The 20,749-nt window shown below is 73.6% G+C and carries 17 protein-coding genes; 11 read left to right on the top strand and 6 right to left on the bottom strand.

Features of this window, described 5'->3' with window-relative positions; genetic code table 11:
• Positions 1-57: 57 nt before the first annotated feature.
• Complete coding sequence (locus FHX32_RS03960; RefSeq protein ID WP_167179503.1) at positions 58-1,554, bottom strand: aldehyde dehydrogenase family protein; 1,497 nt, start codon at positions 1,552-1,554, stop codon at positions 58-60.
• A gap of 324 nt (positions 1,555-1,878) precedes the next feature.
• Between FHX32_RS03960 and FHX32_RS03955 the strand changes: the two genes are divergently transcribed.
• The 7 genes from FHX32_RS03955 (at position 1,879) to FHX32_RS03925 (ending at position 8,340) form a co-directional block, all read left to right on the top strand.
• Positions 1,879-2,373, top strand: coding sequence for an FHA domain-containing protein (locus FHX32_RS03955; protein ID WP_486480900.1), 495 nt, complete (start codon positions 1,879-1,881; stop codon positions 2,371-2,373).
• An 85-nt stretch (positions 2,374-2,458) separates the two neighbouring features.
• Entirely contained in the window at positions 2,459-3,520 is a 1,062-nt protein-coding gene (locus FHX32_RS03950; RefSeq protein ID WP_167179501.1) for an alpha/beta fold hydrolase, read from the top strand.
• Positions 3,521-3,680: 160 nt separating this feature from the next.
• Positions 3,681-5,471, top strand: a complete 1,791-nt coding sequence (locus tag FHX32_RS03945) for a 3-hydroxybutyryl-CoA dehydrogenase (RefSeq protein ID WP_167179500.1) — start codon at positions 3,681-3,683, stop codon at positions 5,469-5,471.
• A 40-nt stretch (positions 5,472-5,511) separates the two neighbouring features.
• Positions 5,512-6,006 (top strand): SigE family RNA polymerase sigma factor, encoded by a 495-nt coding sequence (locus FHX32_RS03940; RefSeq protein ID WP_167179499.1) that lies wholly within the window; start codon positions 5,512-5,514, stop codon positions 6,004-6,006.
• Positions 6,003-7,070, top strand: coding sequence for a hypothetical protein (locus FHX32_RS03935; RefSeq protein WP_167179498.1), 1,068 nt, complete (start codon positions 6,003-6,005; stop codon positions 7,068-7,070). Before FHX32_RS03940 ends, FHX32_RS03935 begins: the two co-directional genes overlap by 4 nt.
• Positions 7,071-7,131: 61 nt before the next feature.
• Entirely contained in the window at positions 7,132-7,464 is a 333-nt protein-coding gene (locus tag FHX32_RS03930) for a hypothetical protein (protein WP_167179497.1), read from the top strand.
• A 66-nt stretch (positions 7,465-7,530) separates the two neighbouring features.
• Complete coding sequence (locus FHX32_RS03925; RefSeq protein WP_167179496.1) at positions 7,531-8,340, top strand: alpha/beta hydrolase family protein; 810 nt, start codon at positions 7,531-7,533, stop codon at positions 8,338-8,340.
• 61 nt (positions 8,341-8,401) lie between these two features.
• Here the strand turns inward: FHX32_RS03925 and FHX32_RS03920 are convergent, their stop codons facing one another.
• The 5 genes from FHX32_RS03920 to mce form a co-directional block, all read right to left on the bottom strand.
• A complete protein-coding gene (locus FHX32_RS03920) occupies positions 8,402-9,652 on the bottom strand; it encodes an AI-2E family transporter (RefSeq protein WP_486480899.1) in 1,251 nt (416 codons plus the stop codon).
• Between the two features lie 285 nt (positions 9,653-9,937).
• On the bottom strand, positions 9,938-12,145 hold the full coding sequence (locus FHX32_RS03915) for a hypothetical protein (protein WP_167179495.1): 2,208 nt from the start codon (positions 12,143-12,145) through the stop codon (positions 9,938-9,940).
• A 173-nt stretch (positions 12,146-12,318) separates the two neighbouring features.
• Positions 12,319-13,575: a cell division protein DivIVA gene (locus FHX32_RS03910; protein WP_167179494.1), complete on the bottom strand. Its 1,257-nt coding sequence runs from the start codon at positions 13,573-13,575 to the stop codon at positions 12,319-12,321.
• Positions 13,576-13,864: 289 nt separating this feature from the next.
• Positions 13,865-15,220 (bottom strand): crotonyl-CoA carboxylase/reductase, encoded by a 1,356-nt coding sequence (gene ccrA, locus FHX32_RS03905; RefSeq protein ID WP_167182197.1) that lies wholly within the window; start codon positions 15,218-15,220, stop codon positions 13,865-13,867.
• 340 nt (positions 15,221-15,560) lie between these two features.
• Positions 15,561-16,031, bottom strand: coding sequence for a methylmalonyl-CoA epimerase (mce, locus tag FHX32_RS03900; protein WP_167179493.1), 471 nt, complete (start codon positions 16,029-16,031; stop codon positions 15,561-15,563).
• Positions 16,032-16,093: 62 nt separating this feature from the next.
• Here mce and FHX32_RS03895 point away from each other — a divergent pair, with 62 nt between their 5' ends.
• The 4 genes from FHX32_RS03895 to icmA all read left to right on the top strand — a co-directional run bounded on the left by FHX32_RS03895 (position 16,094) and on the right by icmA (position 20,730).
• Positions 16,094-17,293 (top strand): acetyl-CoA C-acetyltransferase, encoded by a 1,200-nt coding sequence (locus tag FHX32_RS03895; RefSeq protein ID WP_167179492.1) that lies wholly within the window; start codon positions 16,094-16,096, stop codon positions 17,291-17,293.
• A gap of 80 nt (positions 17,294-17,373) precedes the next feature.
• Complete coding sequence (gene meaB / locus FHX32_RS03890) at positions 17,374-18,309, top strand: methylmalonyl Co-A mutase-associated GTPase MeaB (protein ID WP_208418282.1); 936 nt, start codon at positions 17,374-17,376, stop codon at positions 18,307-18,309.
• A gap of 210 nt (positions 18,310-18,519) precedes the next feature.
• Positions 18,520-18,933, top strand: coding sequence for an Asp23/Gls24 family envelope stress response protein (locus FHX32_RS03885; protein WP_167179491.1), 414 nt, complete (start codon positions 18,520-18,522; stop codon positions 18,931-18,933).
• A 108-nt stretch (positions 18,934-19,041) separates the two neighbouring features.
• Entirely contained in the window at positions 19,042-20,730 is a 1,689-nt protein-coding gene (icmA, locus tag FHX32_RS03880; RefSeq protein ID WP_167179490.1) for a coenzyme B12-dependent isobutyryl-CoA mutase large subunit, read from the top strand.
• The last annotated feature ends 19 nt before the right edge of the window (positions 20,731-20,749 follow it).

The following is a 20,749-nucleotide window of genomic DNA, read 5'->3' as shown; positions in this document are numbered from 1 at the left end:
CGCCCACGGCGGCCCCGGGCGGGCACCTTCGGTCACCCGCCCACGGCGGGCCGGCGGTCAGCGGCCGTACATCACCTTGATGGCCTTGACCAGCCGGGCGACGTCGGCGGGCGTCCGGTCGAAGGTGGTCGAGGGCAGCAGCGAGCGGGCCCGGCGGCGGGTGATCGCCTTGGCCCGCCCGAACTCGCGCAGCCCGTCCTCGCCGTGGATCCGGCCGAAGCCGGACTCGCCCACGCCGCCGAACGGCAGGGTGGACATCCCGGCGAAGGTCAGCGTGGAGTTGACCGAGGCCATGCCGGAGCGCAGCCGGCGGGCGATCGCCACCGCGCGCCGCCGCCCGAAGACCGAACCCCCGAGGCCGTACGGCAGGGCGTTGGCCCGGCTGACCGCCTCCTCGGCGTCGCGGACCCGGTTGATGGTCAGCGTCGGGCCGAACGTCTCCTCGCGTACGGCGGCGGAGTCCTCGGGCACGTCGACCAGCACGGTCGGCCGCACGTACGGCGGCTGCACCGCGTCCGCGCCGCCGAGCATCGCGCGCCCGCCCCGGGCCAGCGCGTCGTCGATGTGCCGGCGGATCACGTCGAGCTGGCTCGGCATGGTGATCGGCCCGATGTCGGCGCCGTCCGCGCCGACGGAGAGCCGCCCGGCCCGCTCCACCACCTTGTCGACGAAGGCGTCGAAGACCGGCTCGACGGCGTACACCCGCTCGATGCCGATGCAGGTCTGCCCGGCGTTGGTCAGCGCACCCCAGACGCACGCCTCGGCGGCGGCGTCCAGGTCGGCGTCCGCGTCCACGATCATGGCGTCCTTGCCGCCGGCCTCCAGCAGCACCGGGGTCAGCGACTCGGCGCAGGCGGTCATCACCTTCTTCGCCGTCGCCGTGGAGCCGGTGAACGCGATCTTGTCGACCCCGGAGCGGCAGAGCGCCGCGCCGACGTCGCCGAGCCCGTGCACCGCGGTGAGCACCGGGTGCTCCGGCACCACCTCGGCGAAGCTGTCGACCAGCCACTGCCCGACGGCCGGGGTGTACTCGCTGGGCTTGAAGACCACCGCGTTGCCGGCGGCCAGCGCGTACGCGGTGGACCCGATCGGCGTGAAGACGGGGTAGTTCCACGGGCCGATCACGCCGATCACCCCGTACGGCTGGTATTCGAGGTGGGCGGAGAACTCGGCGAGCACGAGCCGCGAGCGGACCCGGCGCGGGCCGAGCACCCGGCGGGCGTTGCGGGCCGCCCAGTCCACGTGCTCGACGGCGGTGACGATCTCGACGACGGCGTCCGCGATCGGCTTGCCGCCCTCGGTGTGGATCAGCTCGGCGAGTTGCTCGATGCGCTGGGCGAGCAGGGCCCGCCAGCGCAGCAGCCGCCGCCGGCGCCCGGCGAAGCCGAGGCCGGCCCACCACTCGGCGGCCGCCCGAGCCCGCTTGACCGCCTCGGTCACCTCGGCCGCGGTGGCGATCGGATAGCGCCCGGCCTCGGCGCCGGTCGCGGGGCTGGTCGAGACCAGAAGGCCGTCCTCGATGCGGGGGGCGCCCGGGACCTGCACTGCCGTCATGGCGGAAGTCTAGACCCGAGGATTACTCGCCGGTAGGGGTCGGCGCCGGCGCTCCGGCCGGACCCGGCCGCCGCACCGGTGAACCGGACGGGTCGTCGGGCTCGTTGAACGGGCGGAGGGGACCGTCCGGCACGCGAGCGGCGGTTGCCGTTCCGGCGAAGGACGGATGACCGCCCGGGGAGGCGGAGTTGACCGCGTGGGCGGTGGAGACAACTACTTTCTGATGGCAGGCTGACGCGCGGGGTGACCGTGCGGGTGGAGGGCTGACTGTCCATGGAGGAACATCCGAATCTCTTGCCGCTGTTGACCGTGGCCGGTGGATCGATGCGCGGGGCGAGTTTCCGGGTCCGCCGGACGCCGCTGGTCATCGGCCGGGCGCCGACCGTCGACGTGGTGCTGAACGACCTGCACCTGAGCCGGCGGCACGCCCAGGTGTGGCTGACCCCGGAGGGGGTGTCGCTGGCGGACCTGGGGTCGACGAACGGCACCTGGTTGAACGACCGGCGGATCGCCGGCGTGGAGTGGCTCAGCGACGGGGACGTGATCCGGCTCGGCCGTACCGAGCTGCGGTTCTTCGACCCGGGGGTGGCCGTCACCGACCCGGTGGGCCTGCTGATCGGCACCCCGCGGCGGGACCATCGGCCGACCCTGCCGCTGCCGGTCGCCGCCCCGCCCGCCGTCGCCCGGCCGGCGGAGCGCACCGTGCCGGCCGCGCCCGCCGTATGGAACGCGCCGGGCCAGTCGGCGGTGCCGGCCGGGCCGGGCGCGGCGGCGGAACCGGCCGTGCCGCCCGCGCCCGCGCTGCCGAGCGCGCCGTAGGGCGGGCGAACCGCCACCTCCCGCCGGCCCGTCGTGGCGGCCGGACACATGGACGCGCCGGCGGCCGGGTGGCAGCATGCCGCGGATGGAGAGCGTGCGGCAGGTCGTCACGGCGAACGGGATCACCCAGGCGGTACGGGTGGCCGGGCCGCCGGACGGCGTACCGTTGCTGTTGATCCACGGCAACTGCTCGTCGGCCCTGTTCTGGGAGCCGCTGGTTCGCCGGCTGCCGGCCACGCTCCGGGTGGTCGCACCCGACCTGCGCGGCTACGGCGAGACGGACACCGCCCCGGTGGACGCCACCCGGGGGCTGCGCGACTTCGCCGACGACGTGGCCGCCCTGCTGGACGAGGGTTCGCTGTTCCCGGCCGGTGTCCGGCCGGTGGTGGCCGGCCACTCGCTCGGCGGGGGAGTGGCCATGCAGCTGCTGGTCGACCACCCGGACCGGGTGGCCGCGCTGCTGCTCTCCGCTCCCGTCTCGCCCTACGGTTACGGCGGCACCCGCGACCTGGCCGGCTCCCCGACCACCGCCGACTTCGCCGGCACCGGCGGCGGCACCGCCAACCAGGACTTCGTCAAGCGGCTGGCCGCCGGCGACCGCGGCGCGGACGCCCCGACCAGTCCGCGCAACGTGCTGCGGGCCACCTACGTGGCCGACCCGGCGTCCCTGGGCGAGGACGAGGAACTGCTGCTGGACAGCGTCCTGTCCACGGCCACCGGCGACGGCAACTACCCGGGCACGGCGGTCGCCTCGGCGAACTGGCCGGGCACCGCGCCTGGTTGTCGGGGCGTGCTCAACGCCCTCTCCCCGGCCCACTTCCGGATCGCCGACGCCCTGGTCGGGGTCGCTGACAAGCCGCCGGTCACCTGGATCCACGGTGACGCCGACGTGATCGTCTCGGACACCGCGCTGATGGACCTGGCGTACCTGGGATCGCTGGGCGCGGTGCCCGGCTGGCCCGGCGAGCTGGACTGCCCGCCGCAGCCGATGGTCGGCCAGACCCGGGCGGTGCTCGACCGGTACGCGGCCGCCGGCGGCAGCTACCGCGAGGTGCTGCTGCCCGGCTGCGGGCACAGCCCACACCTGGAGCGGCCGGCCGAGTTCGTCGCCGAACTGCTCGCCCTGACCGCCGCCCCGGCGGCCTGACCCGCCCCCGGTCCGACCCCCGCACGCATCGACCGACGGCAGCGCCGAGGGTGGTGAAATATCCCACGGCGTCTCGACAACCGACGGTCACGTGGCAGACTCGCGCGCATAACCTTAGTGGCCGTTCATGCGGCCGTGCGGAGCATTGGGGAGGCCGGTCGTGGCGCGCGAGTTCAGCAGCGTGGGCGTGGTGGGGCTGGGCACCATGGGTGCCGGCATCGTCGAGGTCTTCGCCCGCAACGGCATCGACGTGGTCGCGGTCGAGATCTCCGATGCCGCGCTGGAACGCGGCCGGGCCACCCTGACCGGCTCCACGGACCGGGCCGTGGCCAAGGGCAAGCTCGCCGAGGCCGACCGGGACGCCCTGCTGGCCCGGGTCGACTGGCAGGTGGGGCTGGACGCGCTGCACTCGGTCGACCTGGTGATCGAGGCGGTGCCCGAGCACCTCGACCTGAAGCAGCGGATCTTCGCCGAGCTGGACCGGGTCTGCAAGCCCGAGGCCATCCTGGCCACCAACACCTCGTCGCTGAGCGTCACCGAGATCTCGGTCGCCACCACCCGGCCCAACCAGGTCATCGGCATCCACTTCTTCAACCCGGCGCCGGTCATGAAGCTGGTCGAGGTGGTCCGGACGGTGGTCACCTCGGCCGACGTGGTTGCCGACGTGGAGGCGCTCTGCGAGCGGCTGGGCAAGGTCGACGTCACCATCAACGACCGGGCCGGCTTCATCGCCAACGCGCTGCTCTTCGGCTACCTCAACCACGCGGTCGGCATGTTCGAGTCGCACTACGCCAGCCGCGAGGACATCGACGCGGCGATGAAGCTCGGCTGCGGCCTGCCGATGGGCCCGCTGGCCCTGATGGACCTGATCGGCCTGGACACCGCGTACGAGATCCTGGACACCATGTACCGGCGGGGCGGCCGGGACCGCCGGCACGCCCCGGTGCCGCTGATCAAGCAGATGGTCACCGCGGGGCTGCTCGGCCGCAAGTCCGGCCGGGGCTTCTACACCTACGAGCGGCCGGGCTCGCCGGTGGTCGTACCCGACGAGCAGACGCCGGTGGCGACGGGGTCGACGCTCGCCGACGGCGCCCGGGCCATCGCGAAGGTCGGCGTGGTCGGCTCCGGGACGATGGCGACCGGGATCATCGAGGTGTTCGCCAAGGCCGGCTACGAGGTCGTCTCGGTGACCCGGGGCGCGGAGAAGTCGGCCAAGGTCTGCGAGGCGGTCAAGACCTCGCTGAACAAGGGCGTGGTGCGGGGCAAGCTCAGCGAGACCGACCGGGACGCGGCGCTGAGCCGGGTCACCTGGTCCGCCGCCCTGGACCACCTCGCCGACGTCGACCTGGTGGTCGAGGCCGTGGTCGAGGAGCTGAGCGTCAAGAAGGCCCTCTTCGCCAGCCTCGACGAGATCTGCAAGCCGGGCGTGGTGCTGGCCACCACCACGTCGTCGCTGCCGGTGATCGACGTCGCGATGGCCACCCAACGGCCGGCCGACGTGGTCGGGCTGCACTTCTTCAACCCGGCCCCGATCATGCCGCTGGTGGAGATCGTGCAGACCATCCGCACCTCGGCGGAGACCACCGCCACCGCCCGCGCGGTCTGCGCGGCGCTGGGCAAGACCGGCGTGGTCTGCGGCGACCGGTCCGGTTTCATCGTCAACGCGCTGCTCTTCCCGTACCTGAACGACGCGGTGAAGATGCTGGAGGCGAGCTACTCCACCGCCGACGACATCGACCACGCGATGAAGCTGGGCTGCGGTTACCCGATGGGCCCGTTCGAGCTGCTCGACGTGGTCGGCCTGGACGTCTCGCTGGCCATCCAGCGCGAGCTCTACCTGGAGCTGCGGGAGCCGGGCTTCGCGCCCGCGCCGCTGCTGGAGCACCTGGTGACCGCCGGCTACCTGGGCCGCAAGAGCGGCCGGGGCTTCCGCGACCACACCAACCGCTGACCCGGTCAACACCGGCCGCCGGTGACGGCGTCTTGAGGGTGTGACCTTCGAGGAGTACGTCGGCAGCCGGGGCCCGGCCCTGATCCGGCTGGCCCGGCTGCTGACCGGCGACCCGCACCGGGCCGAGGACCTGACCCAGGACGTGCTCGCGCGCGCGTACGTGCACTGGCGGAAGATCGCCCGGGCCGACCGGCCCGACGTGTACGTGCGCCGGATGCTGGTCAACGCCAACAACTCGTGGTGGCGCCGGCGGTCCAGCCGCGAGCTGGCGGTCGACACCTTCGCCGAGCGGGCGCACCGGGGCGACCTCGGCGGCGAGGCGGCCGACCGGGACGAGATGTGGCGGCTGATCCTCGCCCTGCCCGACCGCCAGCGTGCCGTGCTGGTGCTGCGCTACTACGAGGACCTGGACGACAGCACCATCGCCCAGATCCTCGACTGCTCGCCGGTCACCGTCCGCACCCACGCGATGCGGGCGCTCGCCCAGCTCCGGGAACGCTGCGGCGTCCCGACGACGAAGGGAAGCCGGCAATGACCGACCTGGACCAGCGGATCGCCTCGGTGCTGCGGGAGCGCGCCGAGGGAGAGATCGACACCCACCGGCTGCTGCGAGGCTCGCGGGCCCGGGGCCGGCGCCGGCAGCTGCGTCGCCGGGTCGCCGCCGGCACCGCGCTGGCCCTGGTCGGCGTACTCGGCTTCGCCGGCGTGACCGCGACGGACGCCAACCGGCTGCCCTGGACGGCGGCGACGCCGAGAGTGGTCGCGCCGGTGCCGCCCCGGGTCGACGGGGTGCCCGGCGCGGCCCAGCGGCCGGACCTGGTGGGCACCGACCCGCAGGTGCTGCACCTCGGCGTCGACCCGAGCCGGGCCCGCTACCTGCGCTGGGCCGTCCACAGCTCGAACCGCGTCGAGTCGATCCAGCTCAGCGTCGGAGGCGGCCGGCCCGTCCTGGTCGAGGTGAGCGGCTCCGCGGAGGCGATCGACGAATTCCTTCTCGATGGCGTCCCCATCCAGGAGGCCGTGATCCCGCTGACCTTCGACGGCGCCGTCCAGGAATTCGGGGGTACGGCCCGCGGGCTGGTCACGGCCTGGCAGCCCCTTCCCGGCCTGTACGCCCGGGCGAGCACGTTCGGCGGCGACCGGAGCGCCCTCGCCACGGCCGTGGACGCCGTCCGCTGGGACGAGGCACGACGGTGCACGACGCCGCTGCGGCTGAGCACCCTGCCGGCGGGCGCCACGCTGGCCGCCTGCTCGGTCGACACCACCGCCTTCCCGGCGGGCCTGCGGGTCGACCTCACCCTCCACCGGGAGCCGTCGGCGACCATGTGGGTGCGGCTGCTGTACGGGGCGCAGATCGCTGGCAGCACCACCGAGAGCAACCGCGTGGTGGATGGCCGTCCCGCCTACCTCTACCCGGACGGCACGAAGCTGGAACTGCTCGGCATCCCGAAGGCGCACCTGACCGCCGACTTCGGTGCGCCGTTGCCCGGGACGGAGCGCCCCGAGGGCGACCCGGGCTTCAGCGAGGCCGACGCGACGAGCGCGCTGGCCGGGGCGCAGCTGGCGAAGGACCTGACCGACGCCACCACCTGGGAGTGAGCGTACGCCGTCGGCCGGACGGCCCGACCCGGGCCGCTCCGGCCGCCGGCCCGTACGCTTGGTGACCGTGAGCCCCCGTCGCAACCGCCCCCGCCGGGACGAGACCGCCGGCCTGGACACCGAGCGTGCCCGACAGGGCGTGCCGACCGTGCAGCAGTGGCGTGACGGCGACTGGCAGGTACGCGGGATCACCGGTGGGGCGTCCGTCAAGACGTACCGTTGTCCCGGCTGTGACCAGGAGATCCGCCCGGGCGTGGCGCACGTGGTGGCCTGGCCGGCCGACGGCCGCGGTGACCTGACCGACCGCCGGCACTGGCACAGCGGCTGCTGGCGGGCCCGGGACCGGCGGGGCCCCAACCTCCAGCGCGGACGCGGCGCCCCCCGGTACGGCTGAGCGATCTGGATCACCTGGTTCCCGCCTCGCCGGGCGGCGGATCCGGCGGCGCGCGAGACTGGGACGGTGAGCACACCGATCCGCGCGTCGTCGATCCTGCCCGGCCGCCGTGAGGACATCGAGCTGCACACCGCGGACGGTCTGCGGCTGGTCGGCGAGCTGGCCCGCCCGGTGGACCGGGAGCCGGTGGCCACCCTGGTCTGCCTGCACCCGCTGCCCACACACGGCGGGATGATGGACAGCCACGTCTTCCGCAAGGCGGCGTGGCGGCTGCCCGCCCTGGCCGACCTGGCCGTGCTGCGGTTCAACACCCGGGGCACCAGCAGCCTGCGGGGCACCAGCGAGGGCGCCTTCGACAACGCGGTCGGCGAGCGCTTCGACGTCGCCGCCGCCATCGAGTACGCCGAGTTCCACGAGCTGCCGGACATCTGGCTGCTCGGCTGGTCGTTCGGCACCGACCTGACCCTCAAGTACGGCTGCGACCCGGCGGTGACCGGGGCCATCCTGCTCTCCCCGCCGCTGCGCTTCTCCACCCCGGCCGACCTGGCCCAGTGGGCGGACGCCGGCAAGCCGCTGGTCGCGCTCGTCCCCGAGTTCGACGACTACCTGCGCCCGGACGAGGCCCGGCAGCGCTTCGCGGCGGTGCCGCAGGCCGAGGTGGTCGGCGTGCCGGGGGCCAAGCACCTCTGGGTCGGTGACGCCGAGACCGCGCTGGACGAGGTGGTCCGCCGGGTCAACCCGGCCGCCACGGTCCCGCTGCCGACCACCTGGGACGGCCCGATGGAGTCCGGCGACGTCAGCGCGTACGCCGACCGCACGGTGGCCTCGTTCGCCGACCGCCCGGTGCCCGGACCGCCCGCGGGCCAGGCCGGCTGAGACCCGTTCCGCCGGTCGGTCGGGCGGCCGACCCGGGTTGACCCGGCCCGCGTGGCGCGGGTCAGCGGGACTCCTGCCGGGGGAGCACCACCTCGCGCAGGATCAGCTGGACGGCCGCGACCAGCGGGATGGCCAGCAGCGCGCCCACCACCCCCATCAGCGCCACCCCGAGCAGCGCGGCGACCAGCGCGGCGACCTCGTTGACCTCCACCGACCGGCGCATGATCTTGGGGTAGATGAGGTAGTTCTCCACCTGCTGGTAGACCACGAAGAACACCACGCAGGCGATGCCGACCGGCAGGTCGGTGGCGAAGCCGACCAGGCTCACGATGACCGCGCCCAGGGTGGCGCCGATCTGCGGGATCAGGTCGGCCACCGCGACCACCACCGCCAGCGCGAACGGGTACGGCAGCCCGGCGATCAGCGCGAACACGAAGGTGCTCACCCCGGCCAGCACCGCGATGCTGAGCGCACCGACCATGTACGCGCCCACCTTGGTCAGGATCTCGTCGCCGATCAGCCGCACCCGCTCCCGGCGGGACGCCGGCACCACCGCGTAGCCGAGCGCCCGGAGTTTGTCGAAGTAGACCAGGAAGTAGATGGTCAGCACGAGCACGGTGAGGGTCCGGAAGATGGTGCCGAAGATGAGCTGGGCGCCGCCGAGCACGCCGCCCAGGGCCCGGCCGACGGTCTCCGCGTTGGCGGCGCTCTGCACCCGCTCCATCACGTCGTACCGCTCGACGAGGTCGTTGACGGCCTCGTTGCGGCGCAGGGCCTCGACGTAGCTCGGCAGCTGCTCGATGAACTGGCCGGACTGGGTGACGATCGGCGGCACCAGCGCCACCACGCCGCCGCAGAGCAGCAGCAGCACGGTCAGCGCGACCACCGCCACCGCCAGGCCGCGCGGCAGCCCGAACCGCCGCAGCCGGAGCACCGCCGGATTCAGGCCGACGGCCAGGAAGAGCGCGATGACCACCAGGACCAGGATCCCGGCCGCGTCGCGCAGCCCGAGGTAGACGGTGTACGCGAGCAGCGCGCCGAGCGCGCCGGTGAAGCCGACCAAAAAGCTGTTGCGGCGCAGCGGCCGCCCGGGCCGGCCGAACCGCCCGGACGCGGTGAAGACCGGCGGGTCGTCGTCGTCCGACCCGGCTCGCGCGCCCTCCTCGGTCGTCGCGTCCGGCCCGCCCGGGAGCCGCGCCGACGCCGTGGCGGCCGGCGCCGAGGTCTCGGGCCGGCCCGGTTGCTCGCTGGGACGGGATGCCTCCGGCCGGTCCGGGTCCGGTCCGGGCGTCGTCGGCTCGCCCTGCGCCACCAGGACCTCCTCCGGTCACGTCCGGCGGATCCGCCGGACACCGCTGCCGGCCCGCGCGAGCGGGCTCCAGCCAGGAGCGTAGCGGGCGCATGGGAAGGTACGGCGCTACGGCGGCCGCCCGGGTGACGCCGGCGCGCGGCGCCGCGCCGACCGGGCCGGTGTGGTGGCTGCCCAGCCGGCCGGTCGGCGATGGGCCGTCGCGTCCCGGGCGCTCATCCGGGTCCTTCGCGGCCACGTCACCGGGCGGTCGGCCGGCTCCGGCCGGGCGGGACGCCGCGGCCCCGGTCAGTCCTTGTCGGCGCTGACCGTGCTGGGCGTGGCGCTGCGCTCGTCGGTGGTCGGTTTGGTGGGCCGCTTGCCGTTCTCGCCGGTGCTGGTGATCTTCGTCGGGGTGGCGCCCCGGCCGCCCTCACCCGGGACCGCGGCCACCGTCGGCTCGCCGTCCACGCCGGCCCCGCCGCCGTCCGCCGTGGTCACCGGTTCGGCGACCGGGGCTGCCGCCGCCTGACCGGCCCCGGCCGGCTTGCCGCCCGACGTGGTGCCGGCCGGCTTCCCGTCCGGCCCGCCCGCCGGTCTCGCGCCGGAGACCGCCGCCGCGCCGGCCGGCTTCGAGCCGTCCACGGTCTGCATCTGGCCGGTGGCCGGCCGGCTGGCCGGCTTCGCGCTCGCCTCCGCCTCGGTGGCCGGTCGTGCCGCGGCGCCCGCCGGGATCCCGGACGCCGGCTTGGCGTCCGCCCCCGGCGTGCCACCCGCGCCGGGCGGCTTCGCCGGGCCGTCGGGGCGTTTCGCGTTCCCGGCCTTCGGGCCGGTCGTCGGCGCGGCCACGGTGGCGCCGTCGGTGCCGCCGGCGGTTGCCAGTTGCAGCCGCAGCTCGGCCACCTGCCGCTGGAGCTCGTCGGACTCCTGCCGGGACTGCCAGGTCTCCTGGCGCAGGTCGGCGAGCTGCTGCTGGGCCTGGGCGATCTCCAGCATCACCTGGGCGAGCTGCTGCCGGCCGGCGGCCGCCTCCTGCTGGGTGGCGGCCAGGTGCTGCTGGGTGGTGGCCAGGTGCTGCTGGGTGGTGGCGGCGTACTCCTCGAACTGCCGGCGGGAGGTGGCCACGTACTCGTCGGCCGTGCGCCGCTTCTCGGCCGCCTCCGACTCGGCCCGGCCGAACAGCGTCGCGGCCTCCTCCTCGGCCTGCTGGCGCATGGTGAGCGCGTCCCGCTCGGCGGCCTCCCGGACCGCGGCGGCGCCCTGCTCGATCTCGTTCTTCCGGGTGCGGTACTCCGACTCCAGCTGCGTGCGCCGCTTGGTGTACGTCGACTCCAGCTCGTCCTGCCGCGTCTTGTGCTGCTTCTCCAGCTCGGCGTGCCGGGTCTTGTACTGCTTCTCCAGCTCGGTACGGCGGGTGGTGAACTCCTGCTCGGCGGCGGCCCGGCGCTGGGCCAGCTCCCGGTCGGCCGCCTCGCGCCGGCCGTTCACCTCCTTCTCCACGCCGGCCCGCCAGGCGCCCAGCTCCTGCTGCGTCTGCGCCCGGGCGTGCTGCACGTACGCCTCGGTCTCGCTGCGCATCCGCTGCACGTACACCTCGGTCTCGGCCCGGCTGCGTCGGGCGGACTCGGTCGCCTGCGTGGTCAGCCGCTCCGCCTCCTGGCGGGCCTTCTCCCGGGTGGCCCGGCCGGCGGTGCTGGCGTCGTCGATGATCTGCTTGGCCTCGCGCTGCGCCTTGGCGTGGGTGGCCCGGCCGGCCTCGGTGGCCTGCTCGACCAGGCGGCGGGCCTCCTGCTGGGCCTTGGCGTGCACCTCCTTGGCGGCCTCGCGCAGCTCGGTCGCCTCCTGCTGGGCCTTGGCGTGCGCCTCCTTGGCGGCCTCGCGCAGCTTGGTCGCCTCCTGCTGGGCCCGGGTGTGGATCTCCTTCGCCGCGTCGCGCAGCTGGGTGGCCTCCTGCTGCGCCCTGCTGAGCGCCTCCTGGGCGGCCTTGCGCAGCCGCTCGGCCTCCGCCTTGGCGGTCTTGACGGCGGCGTCCGCCTCGGCCTTGCGGGCGGCGGTGTGCCGCTCCTCCTCGGCCCGGCGGGCGGCCAGCGCGATCTCGAAGTCCTTGAGCGCCTTGGCGGCCTCCGCGCGGGCCTCCTCGATGATGTGCTCGGCGGCGGCGCGGCGGGCCTCGATCTCCTCGTTGGCCTCGCGCAGGATCGCCTCGGCCTGCTCCTCGGCGAGGGTGAGGATCTGTTCGACCCGGGGGCCGAGGTGCCGGAACGAGGCGCGGTCGACCACCCCGACCTGCTTGCGCACCTGGGCGAGATCCCGCTGGAGCACCTCGACCTGGCCGGCCAGCTTGTGGATCTGTGTGTAGGCCTGCTCCCGCTCAGCCGCGAGGGTCGCGATCTCGTGCTCCGCACGCGCGACGTACCGGTCGACCTGTCGTTTCTCGTACCCCCGCAGAGCGGACTCGAAGCTGGGCTCCGTGGTCACGTCCCCGCCGAGAGCAAACAGTTCCTCGCCGTGCGACATGCCCCCATCCTCACACGCATCGGCCCCTCCTGGGGCGATACGGACGCCCCTGATGGGACCTGTTTGACTGCGTTTCGGCGCGCGGCTCCCAGAGACCGGGAAACGCATACGGCGCGGGGAGCCACCGGTCACCCGGTGTCACCCCGCGCCGTCTCATGCCCCGGCCGGGCCGGTCAGCCGGCGGTCTCCGCGGCCACCTTGTCGCCGCTGTCGCCGGCGGCCTTCTTCGCCTCGGCCTGCGCGGCCGAGCCCGGCACGCCGGGCACGATGCCGGCGAGACCGGAGAGCATCTGGCCCAGCTGCGCGGTGACCGCGTCCTTCTGGCGGGTGAGATCCTCCACCTCGCGGCGGGCCGCCTGGGTAGTCAGCTCGGCCTCGGTGCGTGCCTCGCTGAGCAGCCGCTGCGACTCGGCCCGCGCCTCGTTGAGCGTCTTCTCGGCCAGCGCCTTGGCCTTCTCCACCGTCTCGTTCGCGGTGCGCTCCGACTCGACCCGGCGGGCCTCGGCGCGCTGCTCGATCTCCTTGGCCCGCTCCTGGGCGGCCCGGGCCCGCTGCTCGGCCTCGCTGACCAGCTTCTGGGTCTGCGCCACCTGGGCGGCGTGCCGCTCGGACTCCTCGCGCTCGGCCTTCTCGCGGCGCTCGGCGAGCTGCAGCTCCAGGGCCTGGAGGTCCTTGTCGCGCTTGTCGCGGGCGTCGGTGAGCAGCTTGGTCGCCTCGGCGCGCTTCTCCTCGGCCTCGCGGGCCGCCTTGGCGCGCTGCTGGGTGATCTCCCGCTCGGCGGTGGCGCGCAGCGTGGCGACCTCCCGCTCGACGGTGGACTTCAGCTCGGCCACCTCGTGCGCGGTGACCGTGCGCAGCTGCTTGGTCTCGCGGTCGGCGTCCGCGCGCAGCGTGTCGGCCTCGCGGCGGGCCTGCACCCGGACCTCGGCGGCCTCCCGCTCGGCGGCGGTGCGGACGTTGCCCGCCTCCCGCTCGGCGGTGGCCTTCATCGCGGCCGCCTCGGCGCGGGCCTTGTCGGTGATCTCCCGCGCCTCGAGGCGGGCGGCGGAGAGGATGCCCTCCGACTCGCGCTTGGCCTCGTTGCGGTGGTCGTTGGCCTGCTCCTCGGCGAGGCGGAGGATCTGCTCGACGCGGGTGCCGAGGCCGGAGAGGGTCGGCCGGCTGTTCTCCTCGAGCTGCTTGTTGGTGTCCGTGAGCTTCTGCTCCAGCGCGGCCATGCGCTGCTCGGCCTGGCGGAGCCGACGCTGCGCGTCGTTCATCCGCTGCTCGGCCTCGGCGCGGGCCTGCTCGGACTGGGTCAGCGCGGCGGTCATCCGGCCGATGAAGTCATCGACCTGGTGAGTGTTGTATCCGCGCAGGCCAACGGTGAAATCTGGCTGCGAGTTCGCGTTATCGAAGAACGCGAGAGGGGAGGACTGCTGCTGGGGCATTGGGACATACTCGCAGACGCCCCAGGGTCCTTCGCAAGAGCGGTGCCGAGCTTTGGTGTCCTGTTTACATGGTCAACTTCGGCGTTCGCCGGAGACCGGACCAATCGGCGATCTTGGCAGGTCCCGGGCGGGTCGGACGGCCCGGTCCGGGAACCCGGAAAAGGGCCGCGGGGCAAGCGCCCGCGGCCCTTTGTCGCCGCCGGGTCGCGGGCACTCGAATCGGTGCCCGCGACCGGTGCGAAATGGCGATCGACCGTTGCGGCAATCGTCGCCGGCGGCCCCTGTCGGGTCAGTGGCCGCGGAACCGGTTGATCGCGTCCTCGTGCCGGGACCGCAGTTCCGGGTCGCGTACGCCGAGCCCGTCGGTCGGGGCGAGGCAGCGGACGCCGACCTTGCCCTGGTGCGCGTTGCGGTGCACCTCGTACGCGGCCTGGCCGGTCTGCTCCAACGGGTAGGTCTTCGACACCGTGGGGTGGATCTTGCCGAGCGCCACCAGCCGGTTGGCCTCCCACGCCTCGCGGTAGTTGGCGAAGTGGCTGCCGACGATCCGCTTGAGGTGCATCCAGAGGTAGCGGTTGTCGTACTGGTGCTGGTATCCGCTGGTGGAGGCGCAGGTGACGATGGTGCCGCCGCGCTTGGTCACGTAGACGCTCGCGCCGAAGGTCTCCCGGCCCGGGTGCTCGAAGACGATGTCCGGGTCCTCGCCGCCGGTCAGCTCCCGGATCCGCTCGCCGAAGCGCCGCCACTCGTCCTGGTCCTGGGTCTGCTCGTCCTTCCAGAACCGGAAACCCTCGGCGGCCCGGTCGATGACCAGCTCGGCGCCCATCTTGCGGCACAGCTCGGCCTTGTCCGGACTGGACACCACGCAGACCGGGATGGCGCCGCCGTTGAGCGCCATCTGGGTGGCGTAGCCGCCCAGCCCGCCGGACGCGCCCCAGATCAGCACCACGTCGCCCTGCTTCATGTTCGCGCCGTGGTGCGAGACCAGCTGCCGGTACGCGGTGGAGTTCACCAGCCCGGGGCTGGCCGCCTCCTCCCAGCTCAGGTGCCGCGGCTTGGGCATCAGCTGGTTGGCCTTGACGATGGCCAGCTCGGCGAGGCCGCCGAAGTTGGTCTCGAAGCCCCAGATCCGCTGCTGCGGGTCGAGCATGGTGTCGTCGTGGCCGGCCGCGTCCTCCAGCTCCACCGACAGGCAGTGCGCCACCACCTCGTCGCCGGCCGACCACCGGGTCACCCCCGGCCCGGTCCGCAGCACCACGCCGGCGGCGTCCGACCCGACCACGTGGTAGGGCAGGTCGTGTCGCCGGGTCAGCTCCGAGAGCCGGCCGTAGCGCTGGAGGAACCTGAAGGTGGACAGCGGCTCGAAGATGCTGGTCCAGACGGTGTTGTAGTTGATGGCGCTGGCCATCACCGCGATCAGCGCCTCGCCCGGGCCGAGTTCCGGCGTCGGCACCTCCTGCACGTGCAGCGCCTTGCGGGGGTCCTTGTCGCGGGTGGCCATGCCGTCGAACATCCGGGTTTCGTCGGCGCGTACCACGACGCCGCGGTAGGACTCGGGCACGGGCAGCCCGGCGAGACCGGCGAGTTCCCGCTCCGGTTGCGCGGAGCCTTCCGCCGACATGATCGCTTCGAGGATGTCCTGCACGGTGACCTCCGGTTCGTCCGCACCCGCGCGCACGGGCCTGGGTGCTGCCATCGTCGGCGCCGGTGCGGCCGTCCACCATGTCGACGTACGACACATCCGGGACCGACCGCGTTCCGATGGGGCGGACGTTACTGAACGGTAGCTAGGGCCGGAAGTCCTCTGTGAAAAACCGCATCGACCGATGCGTGAAGGTGCCCGGGTGAACGTTGAACCGCGCACTGCCGTGCTCGGGCGCCGGTGCGGCGGGCCGCCTGCCGGCGGCATCGGGTGGGTCCACCCGGCCCCTCGGGCGGGGCGCCGGCGAGGGACGCCCCGCCGGGCGGCGGGGCGTCCCGCGGGGTCAGTGCGCGGCCGGCTCGACCAGCTCGACCAGGACACCCCCGGCGTCCTTCGGGTGCACGAAGTTGATCCGGGAGTCGGCGGTGCCGCGCTTCGGGGTCTCGTAGAGCAGCCGGACGCCGCGCTCGCGCAGCGCCGCGCAGGCCGCGTCAATGTCCGCCACGGTGTACGCCACCTGCTGCACCCCGGGGCCGTTGCGGTCCAGGAACTTCGCGATGGTCGACTCGGGCGTCAGCGGGGCGAGCAGTTGCACGCAGCCGCCCTCGGTGGTCGGCCCGACCGCCAGCATCGCCTCGCGGACGCCCTGCTCGGCGTTGGTCTCGGTGTGCACGCAGCGCATCCCGAACGTCCGCCGGTAGAAGTCGATCGCGGCGTCCAGGTCGGCCACGGCGATCCCGACGTGGTCGATGCGGCGCAGCCCGATGTCTGTGACATAGTCGGCAGCGGTCTCGACGGGGGAGTTCTCAGCCATGGCGCTAGTCTGGCCGAACAATCGTTAAGGCGTACAGGTCGGCACCCCCCTCGGAGGCAGGTATGGCTTCGGTGATCGTCAGCGGCGCGCGGACCCCCATGGGGCGCCTGCTGGGCAACCTCAAGGACCTCCCGGCGACCAAGCTCGGCGGCGTGGCGATCAAGGCGGCGCTGGAGCGCGCCGGCGTCGCCCCCGAGCAGGTGCAGTACGTGATCATGGGTCAGGTGCTCCAGGCCGGCGCCGGGCAGATCCCGGCCCGGCAGGCGGCGGTCGAGGCGGGCATCCCGATGTCCGTACCGGCCCTGACCATCAACAAGGTCTGCCTCTCCGGCCTGGACGCGATCGCCCTGGCCGACCAGCTGATCCGGGCCGGCGAGTTCGACATCGTGGTGGCCGGCGGCATGGAGTCGATGACCAATGCCCCGCACCTGCTGCTCGGCCAGCGCGGCGGCTACAAGTACGGCGACGTGGTGGTCAAGGACCACATGGCGCTGGACGGTCTCACCGACGCCTGGGACTGCTGCTCGATGGGCGAGTCGACCGAGCGGCTCGGCACCAAGCACGGCATCAGCCGCGCCGAGCAGGACGAGTTCGCCGCGGCCAGCCACCAGCGGGCCGCCGCCGCGCAGAAGAACGGGCACTTCGCCGAGGAGATCACGCCGGTGGTCATCCCGCAGCGCAAGGGCGACCCGCTGGTGATCAGCGAGGACGAGGGCGTCCGGCCGGACACCACGGCCGAGACGCTGGGCAAGCTGCGTCCCGCGTTCACCAAGGACGGGACCATCACCGCCGGCAGCTCCTCGCCGATCTCCGACGGCGCCGCCGCGGTGGTCGTGATGAGCAAGGCCAAGGCCAAGGAGCTGGGGCTGACCTGGCTGGCCGAGATCGGCGCGCACGGCAACGTCGCCGGCCCGGACAACTCCCTGCACTCGCAGCCGTCCAACGCCATCCAGCACGCGCTGCGCAAGGGTGGGCTGAGCGTCGACGACCTGGACCTGATCGAGATCAACGAGGCGTTCGCCCAGGTCGGCATCCAGTCGATGCGGGACCTCGGGGTGGGCCCGGAGAAGGTCAACGTCAACGGCGGGGCGATCGCGCTGGGCCACCCGATCGGCATGTCCGGCGCCCGGCTGGTGCTCACCCTCGCGCTGGAGCTCAAGCGCCGGGGCGGCGGCACCGGCGCGGCCGCCCTCTGCGGCGGCGGTGGCCAGGGCGACGCGCTGATCATCCACGTCCCGGCCGCCGGCGAGAGCGGTCAGTGAGCGACGCGACCGTGAGCGAGACCGTCGACAGCGTCCCGGCGGTGGGCACCGGATCGGTGCGCCGCAGCCGGGACGTGCCGATGCTGGTCGACCGGGCCCGCGCGGGTGACCCCCGCGCGGTGGCCCGGCTGATCACCCTGGTCGAGTCGGGCGACGAGGCGCTGCCGCGGATCGCCGCGGCGCTCGCGCCGTACGCCGGCCACGCCCAGGTGGTCGGGCTGACCGGTTCGCCCGGTGTGGGCAAGTCCACCACCACCAACGAGCTGGTCCGGGCGTTGCGCGCCCGCGGTCACCGGGTGGGCGTGCTGGCCATCGACCCGTCCAGCCCGTTCACCGGCGGGGCGATCCTCGGCGACCGGGTGCGGATGCAGGACCACGCCACCGATCCGGGCGTCTACATCCGCTCGATGTCCAGCCGGGGCCACCTCGGCGGGCTCTCGGCGGCGACCCCGCAGGCGGTCCGGGTGCTGGAGGGCGCCGGCTGCGACGTGGTGCTGGTCGAGACCGTCGGCGTCGGGCAGGCGGAGGTGGAGGTCGCCTCGCTGGCCGACACCACGCTGGTGCTGCTCGCCCCCGGGATGGGCGACGCCATCCAGGCGGTCAAGGCCGGCATCCTGGAGATCGCCGACGTGTTCGTGGTCAACAAGGCCGACCGGGACGGCGCCGACGCCACGGTGCGCGACATCCAGGGCATGATCGCGCTGGGCGAGCGCGGGCCGGGCCAGTGGCGCCCGCAGGTGGTGCGCGCCGTCGCCGCGCGCGGCGAGGGGATCGACGACATCGCGGCCGCGATCGACAAGCACCGTGGCTGGCTGGTCGAGCGCGGCGAGCTGCGCCGTCGGCAGGAGACGCGGGCCGCCGCCGAGATCGAGGCGATCGCGCTCGGCACGCTGCGCGACCGGATCGGTTCGCTGCGCGACGGTACGGAGCTGCCGGCGCTCGCCGCCAAGGTGGCCGAGGGGGCGCTCGACCCGTACGCGGCGGCGGACGAGCTGCTCGGCCAGCTCGCTTCCTGACCGTCCCGCCGGTTCCGCCCCGCCGGCCCGGACCGGCCGGTGCCGTGTCCACCCCGGACCGCCCGGAACTAGTACGCTCGCACCGCTCCACGGTCGGCGTGGGGCGGGGTGTGCGGCCGGGTGGGAGAGCATGAGCGAGCGTCAGCGAGCGAATCATCAATGCGGTGCGGTGGTGCCTCAGGACGGCACGGAGCGCAGCGGAGTGTCGGCGTGAGCGACGAGGCGACGCGGGAACTGTCGGTGACGCCGGACGCGGTGGCGGGCGGTACGACCTCCGTCTCCGACGAGGTGGTGGAGAAGATCGCGGTGGCCGCCGCCCGGTCGGTGCCCGGAGTGGTCGAGCTGGGCGGCGACGTGGCGCGGTTCTTCAACGCTGTGCTCGACCGGGTCGGGCTCGACAAGGTTGGCGACGCCACGCGCGGCGCCTCCGCGCACGTGACCAACGGTGCGGCGGTGGTCAACCTGGTCATCGTGATCGAGGCGGGCCGGACGGTGCCCGAGGTGACCGAGGCGGTGCGGGCGAAGGTGACCGAGGCGGTCGAGGCGTACGGGCTGCGGGTGGACGAGGTCAACATCCGGGTCGACGACGTGGCCATGGGCGAGCCCACCGCGCCGACCGCCTGAGTCTCCGGGCGTCCCTGGTTACCGGCCGGTACGACTTCCCTTAGCGATCGTTCAGGCTCCCGGCCTACACTCGACGTGCAGTCGAGAGCTCGAGGAGGAGCCCCGGGGATGAACGCCGACGAGATCGCAGCCGGACGGGCACGCTGGCAGGCCCGGTACGACGCCGCGCGCAAGCGGGACGCCGACTTCACCACGCTCTCCGGGATGGCCGTCGACCCGGTCTACGGGCCGCCGGAGGGCGTCGCCTACCCGGGCTTCGAGCGGATCGGCTGGCCGGGCGAGTACCCGTACACCCGGGGCCTCTACCCGACCGGCTACCGGGGGCGCACCTGGACCATCCGGCAGTTCGCCGGCTTCGGCAACGCCCGGCAGACCAACGAGCGCTACAAGATGATCCTGGGCGCCGGCGGCGGCGGCCTCTCGGTCGCCTTCGACATGCCCACCCTGATGGGGCGGGACTCGGACGACCCGCAGGCGCTCGGCGAGGTCGGGCACTGCGGCGTCGCGGTGGACAGCGCGGCCGACATGGAGGTGCTCTTCGACGGCATCGACCTGGCCGGTGTCACCACCTCGATGACCATCTCCGGCCCGGCCGTGCCGGTGTTCTGCATGTACCTGGTGGCCGCCGAGCGGCAGGGCGCCGACCTGTCCACCCTGGACGGCACCCTGCAGACGGACATCTTCAAGGAGTACATCGCGCAGAAGGAGTGGCTCTTCGACCCGGAGCCGCACCTGCGCCTGATCGGCGACCTGATGGAGTACTGCGCCCGGGAGATCCCGCGCTACAAGCCGCTGTCCGTCTCCGGCTACCACATCCGGGAGGCCGGCTCGACCGCCGCGCAGGAGCTGGCGTACACCCTCGCCGACGGGTTCGGCTACGTCGAGCTGGGGCTGTCCCGCGGGCTGGACGTGAACGTCTTCGCCCCCGGCCTGAGCTTCTTCTTCGACTCGCACGTCGACTTCTTCGAGGAGATCGCCAAGTTCCGGGCCGCCCGCCGGATCTGGGCCCGGTGGCTGCGCGACGTCTACGGCGCCACCAGCGAGAAGGCCCTCTGGTTGCGGTTCCACACGCAGACCGCGGGGGTCTCGCTGACCGCCCAGCAGCCGGTGAACAACGTGGTGCGGACCGCCGTCGAGGCCCTCGCGGCGGTGCTCGGCGGCACCAACTCGCTGCACACCAACGCCCTGGACGAGACGCTCGCGCTGCCCACCGACGAGTCCGCCGAGATCGCCCTGCGTACCCAGCAGGTGCTGATGGAGGAGACCGGGGTGACCAACGTGGCTGACCCGCTCGGCGGATCGTGGTACGTCGAGGCGCTCACCGACAAGATCGAGGCCGAGGCGGAGGAGATCTTCGCCCGGATCCGCCAGCTCGGCGGCGAGGGCCCGCACCAGATCGGCCCGATGACCTCCGGCATCCTGCGCGGCATCGAGGACGGCTGGTTCACCGGCCACATCGCCGAGTCGGCGTTCGCCTACCAGCAGGCGCTGGAGAAGGGCGAGAAGAAGATCGTCGGGGTCAACTGCCACACCAACACCGTGGCCAAGGACCTGGAGATCCTGCGGATCTCGCACGAGGTGGAGCTCGAGCAGCGCCGGGTGCTGGCCGAGCGCAAGGCGGCCCGGGACGACGCCGCGGTCAAGGCGGCCGTGGCCCGGATGGTCGAGGTCAGCCGGACCGGCGAGAACATGATCCCGGCCATGCTCGACGCCGTCCGCGCCGAGGCCACCCTCGGCGAGATCTGCGACGCCCTCCGCACCGAGTGGGGTGTCTACCGCGAGCCCGCCCGCTTCTGACCCTCCGCCAACCCCCGCG

Source organism: Micromonospora sp. CNZ280 (assembly GCF_011759515.1).
Note: the sequence above shows the minus strand (reverse complement) of the source record. Positions and strands in the feature narration are given on the sequence as shown.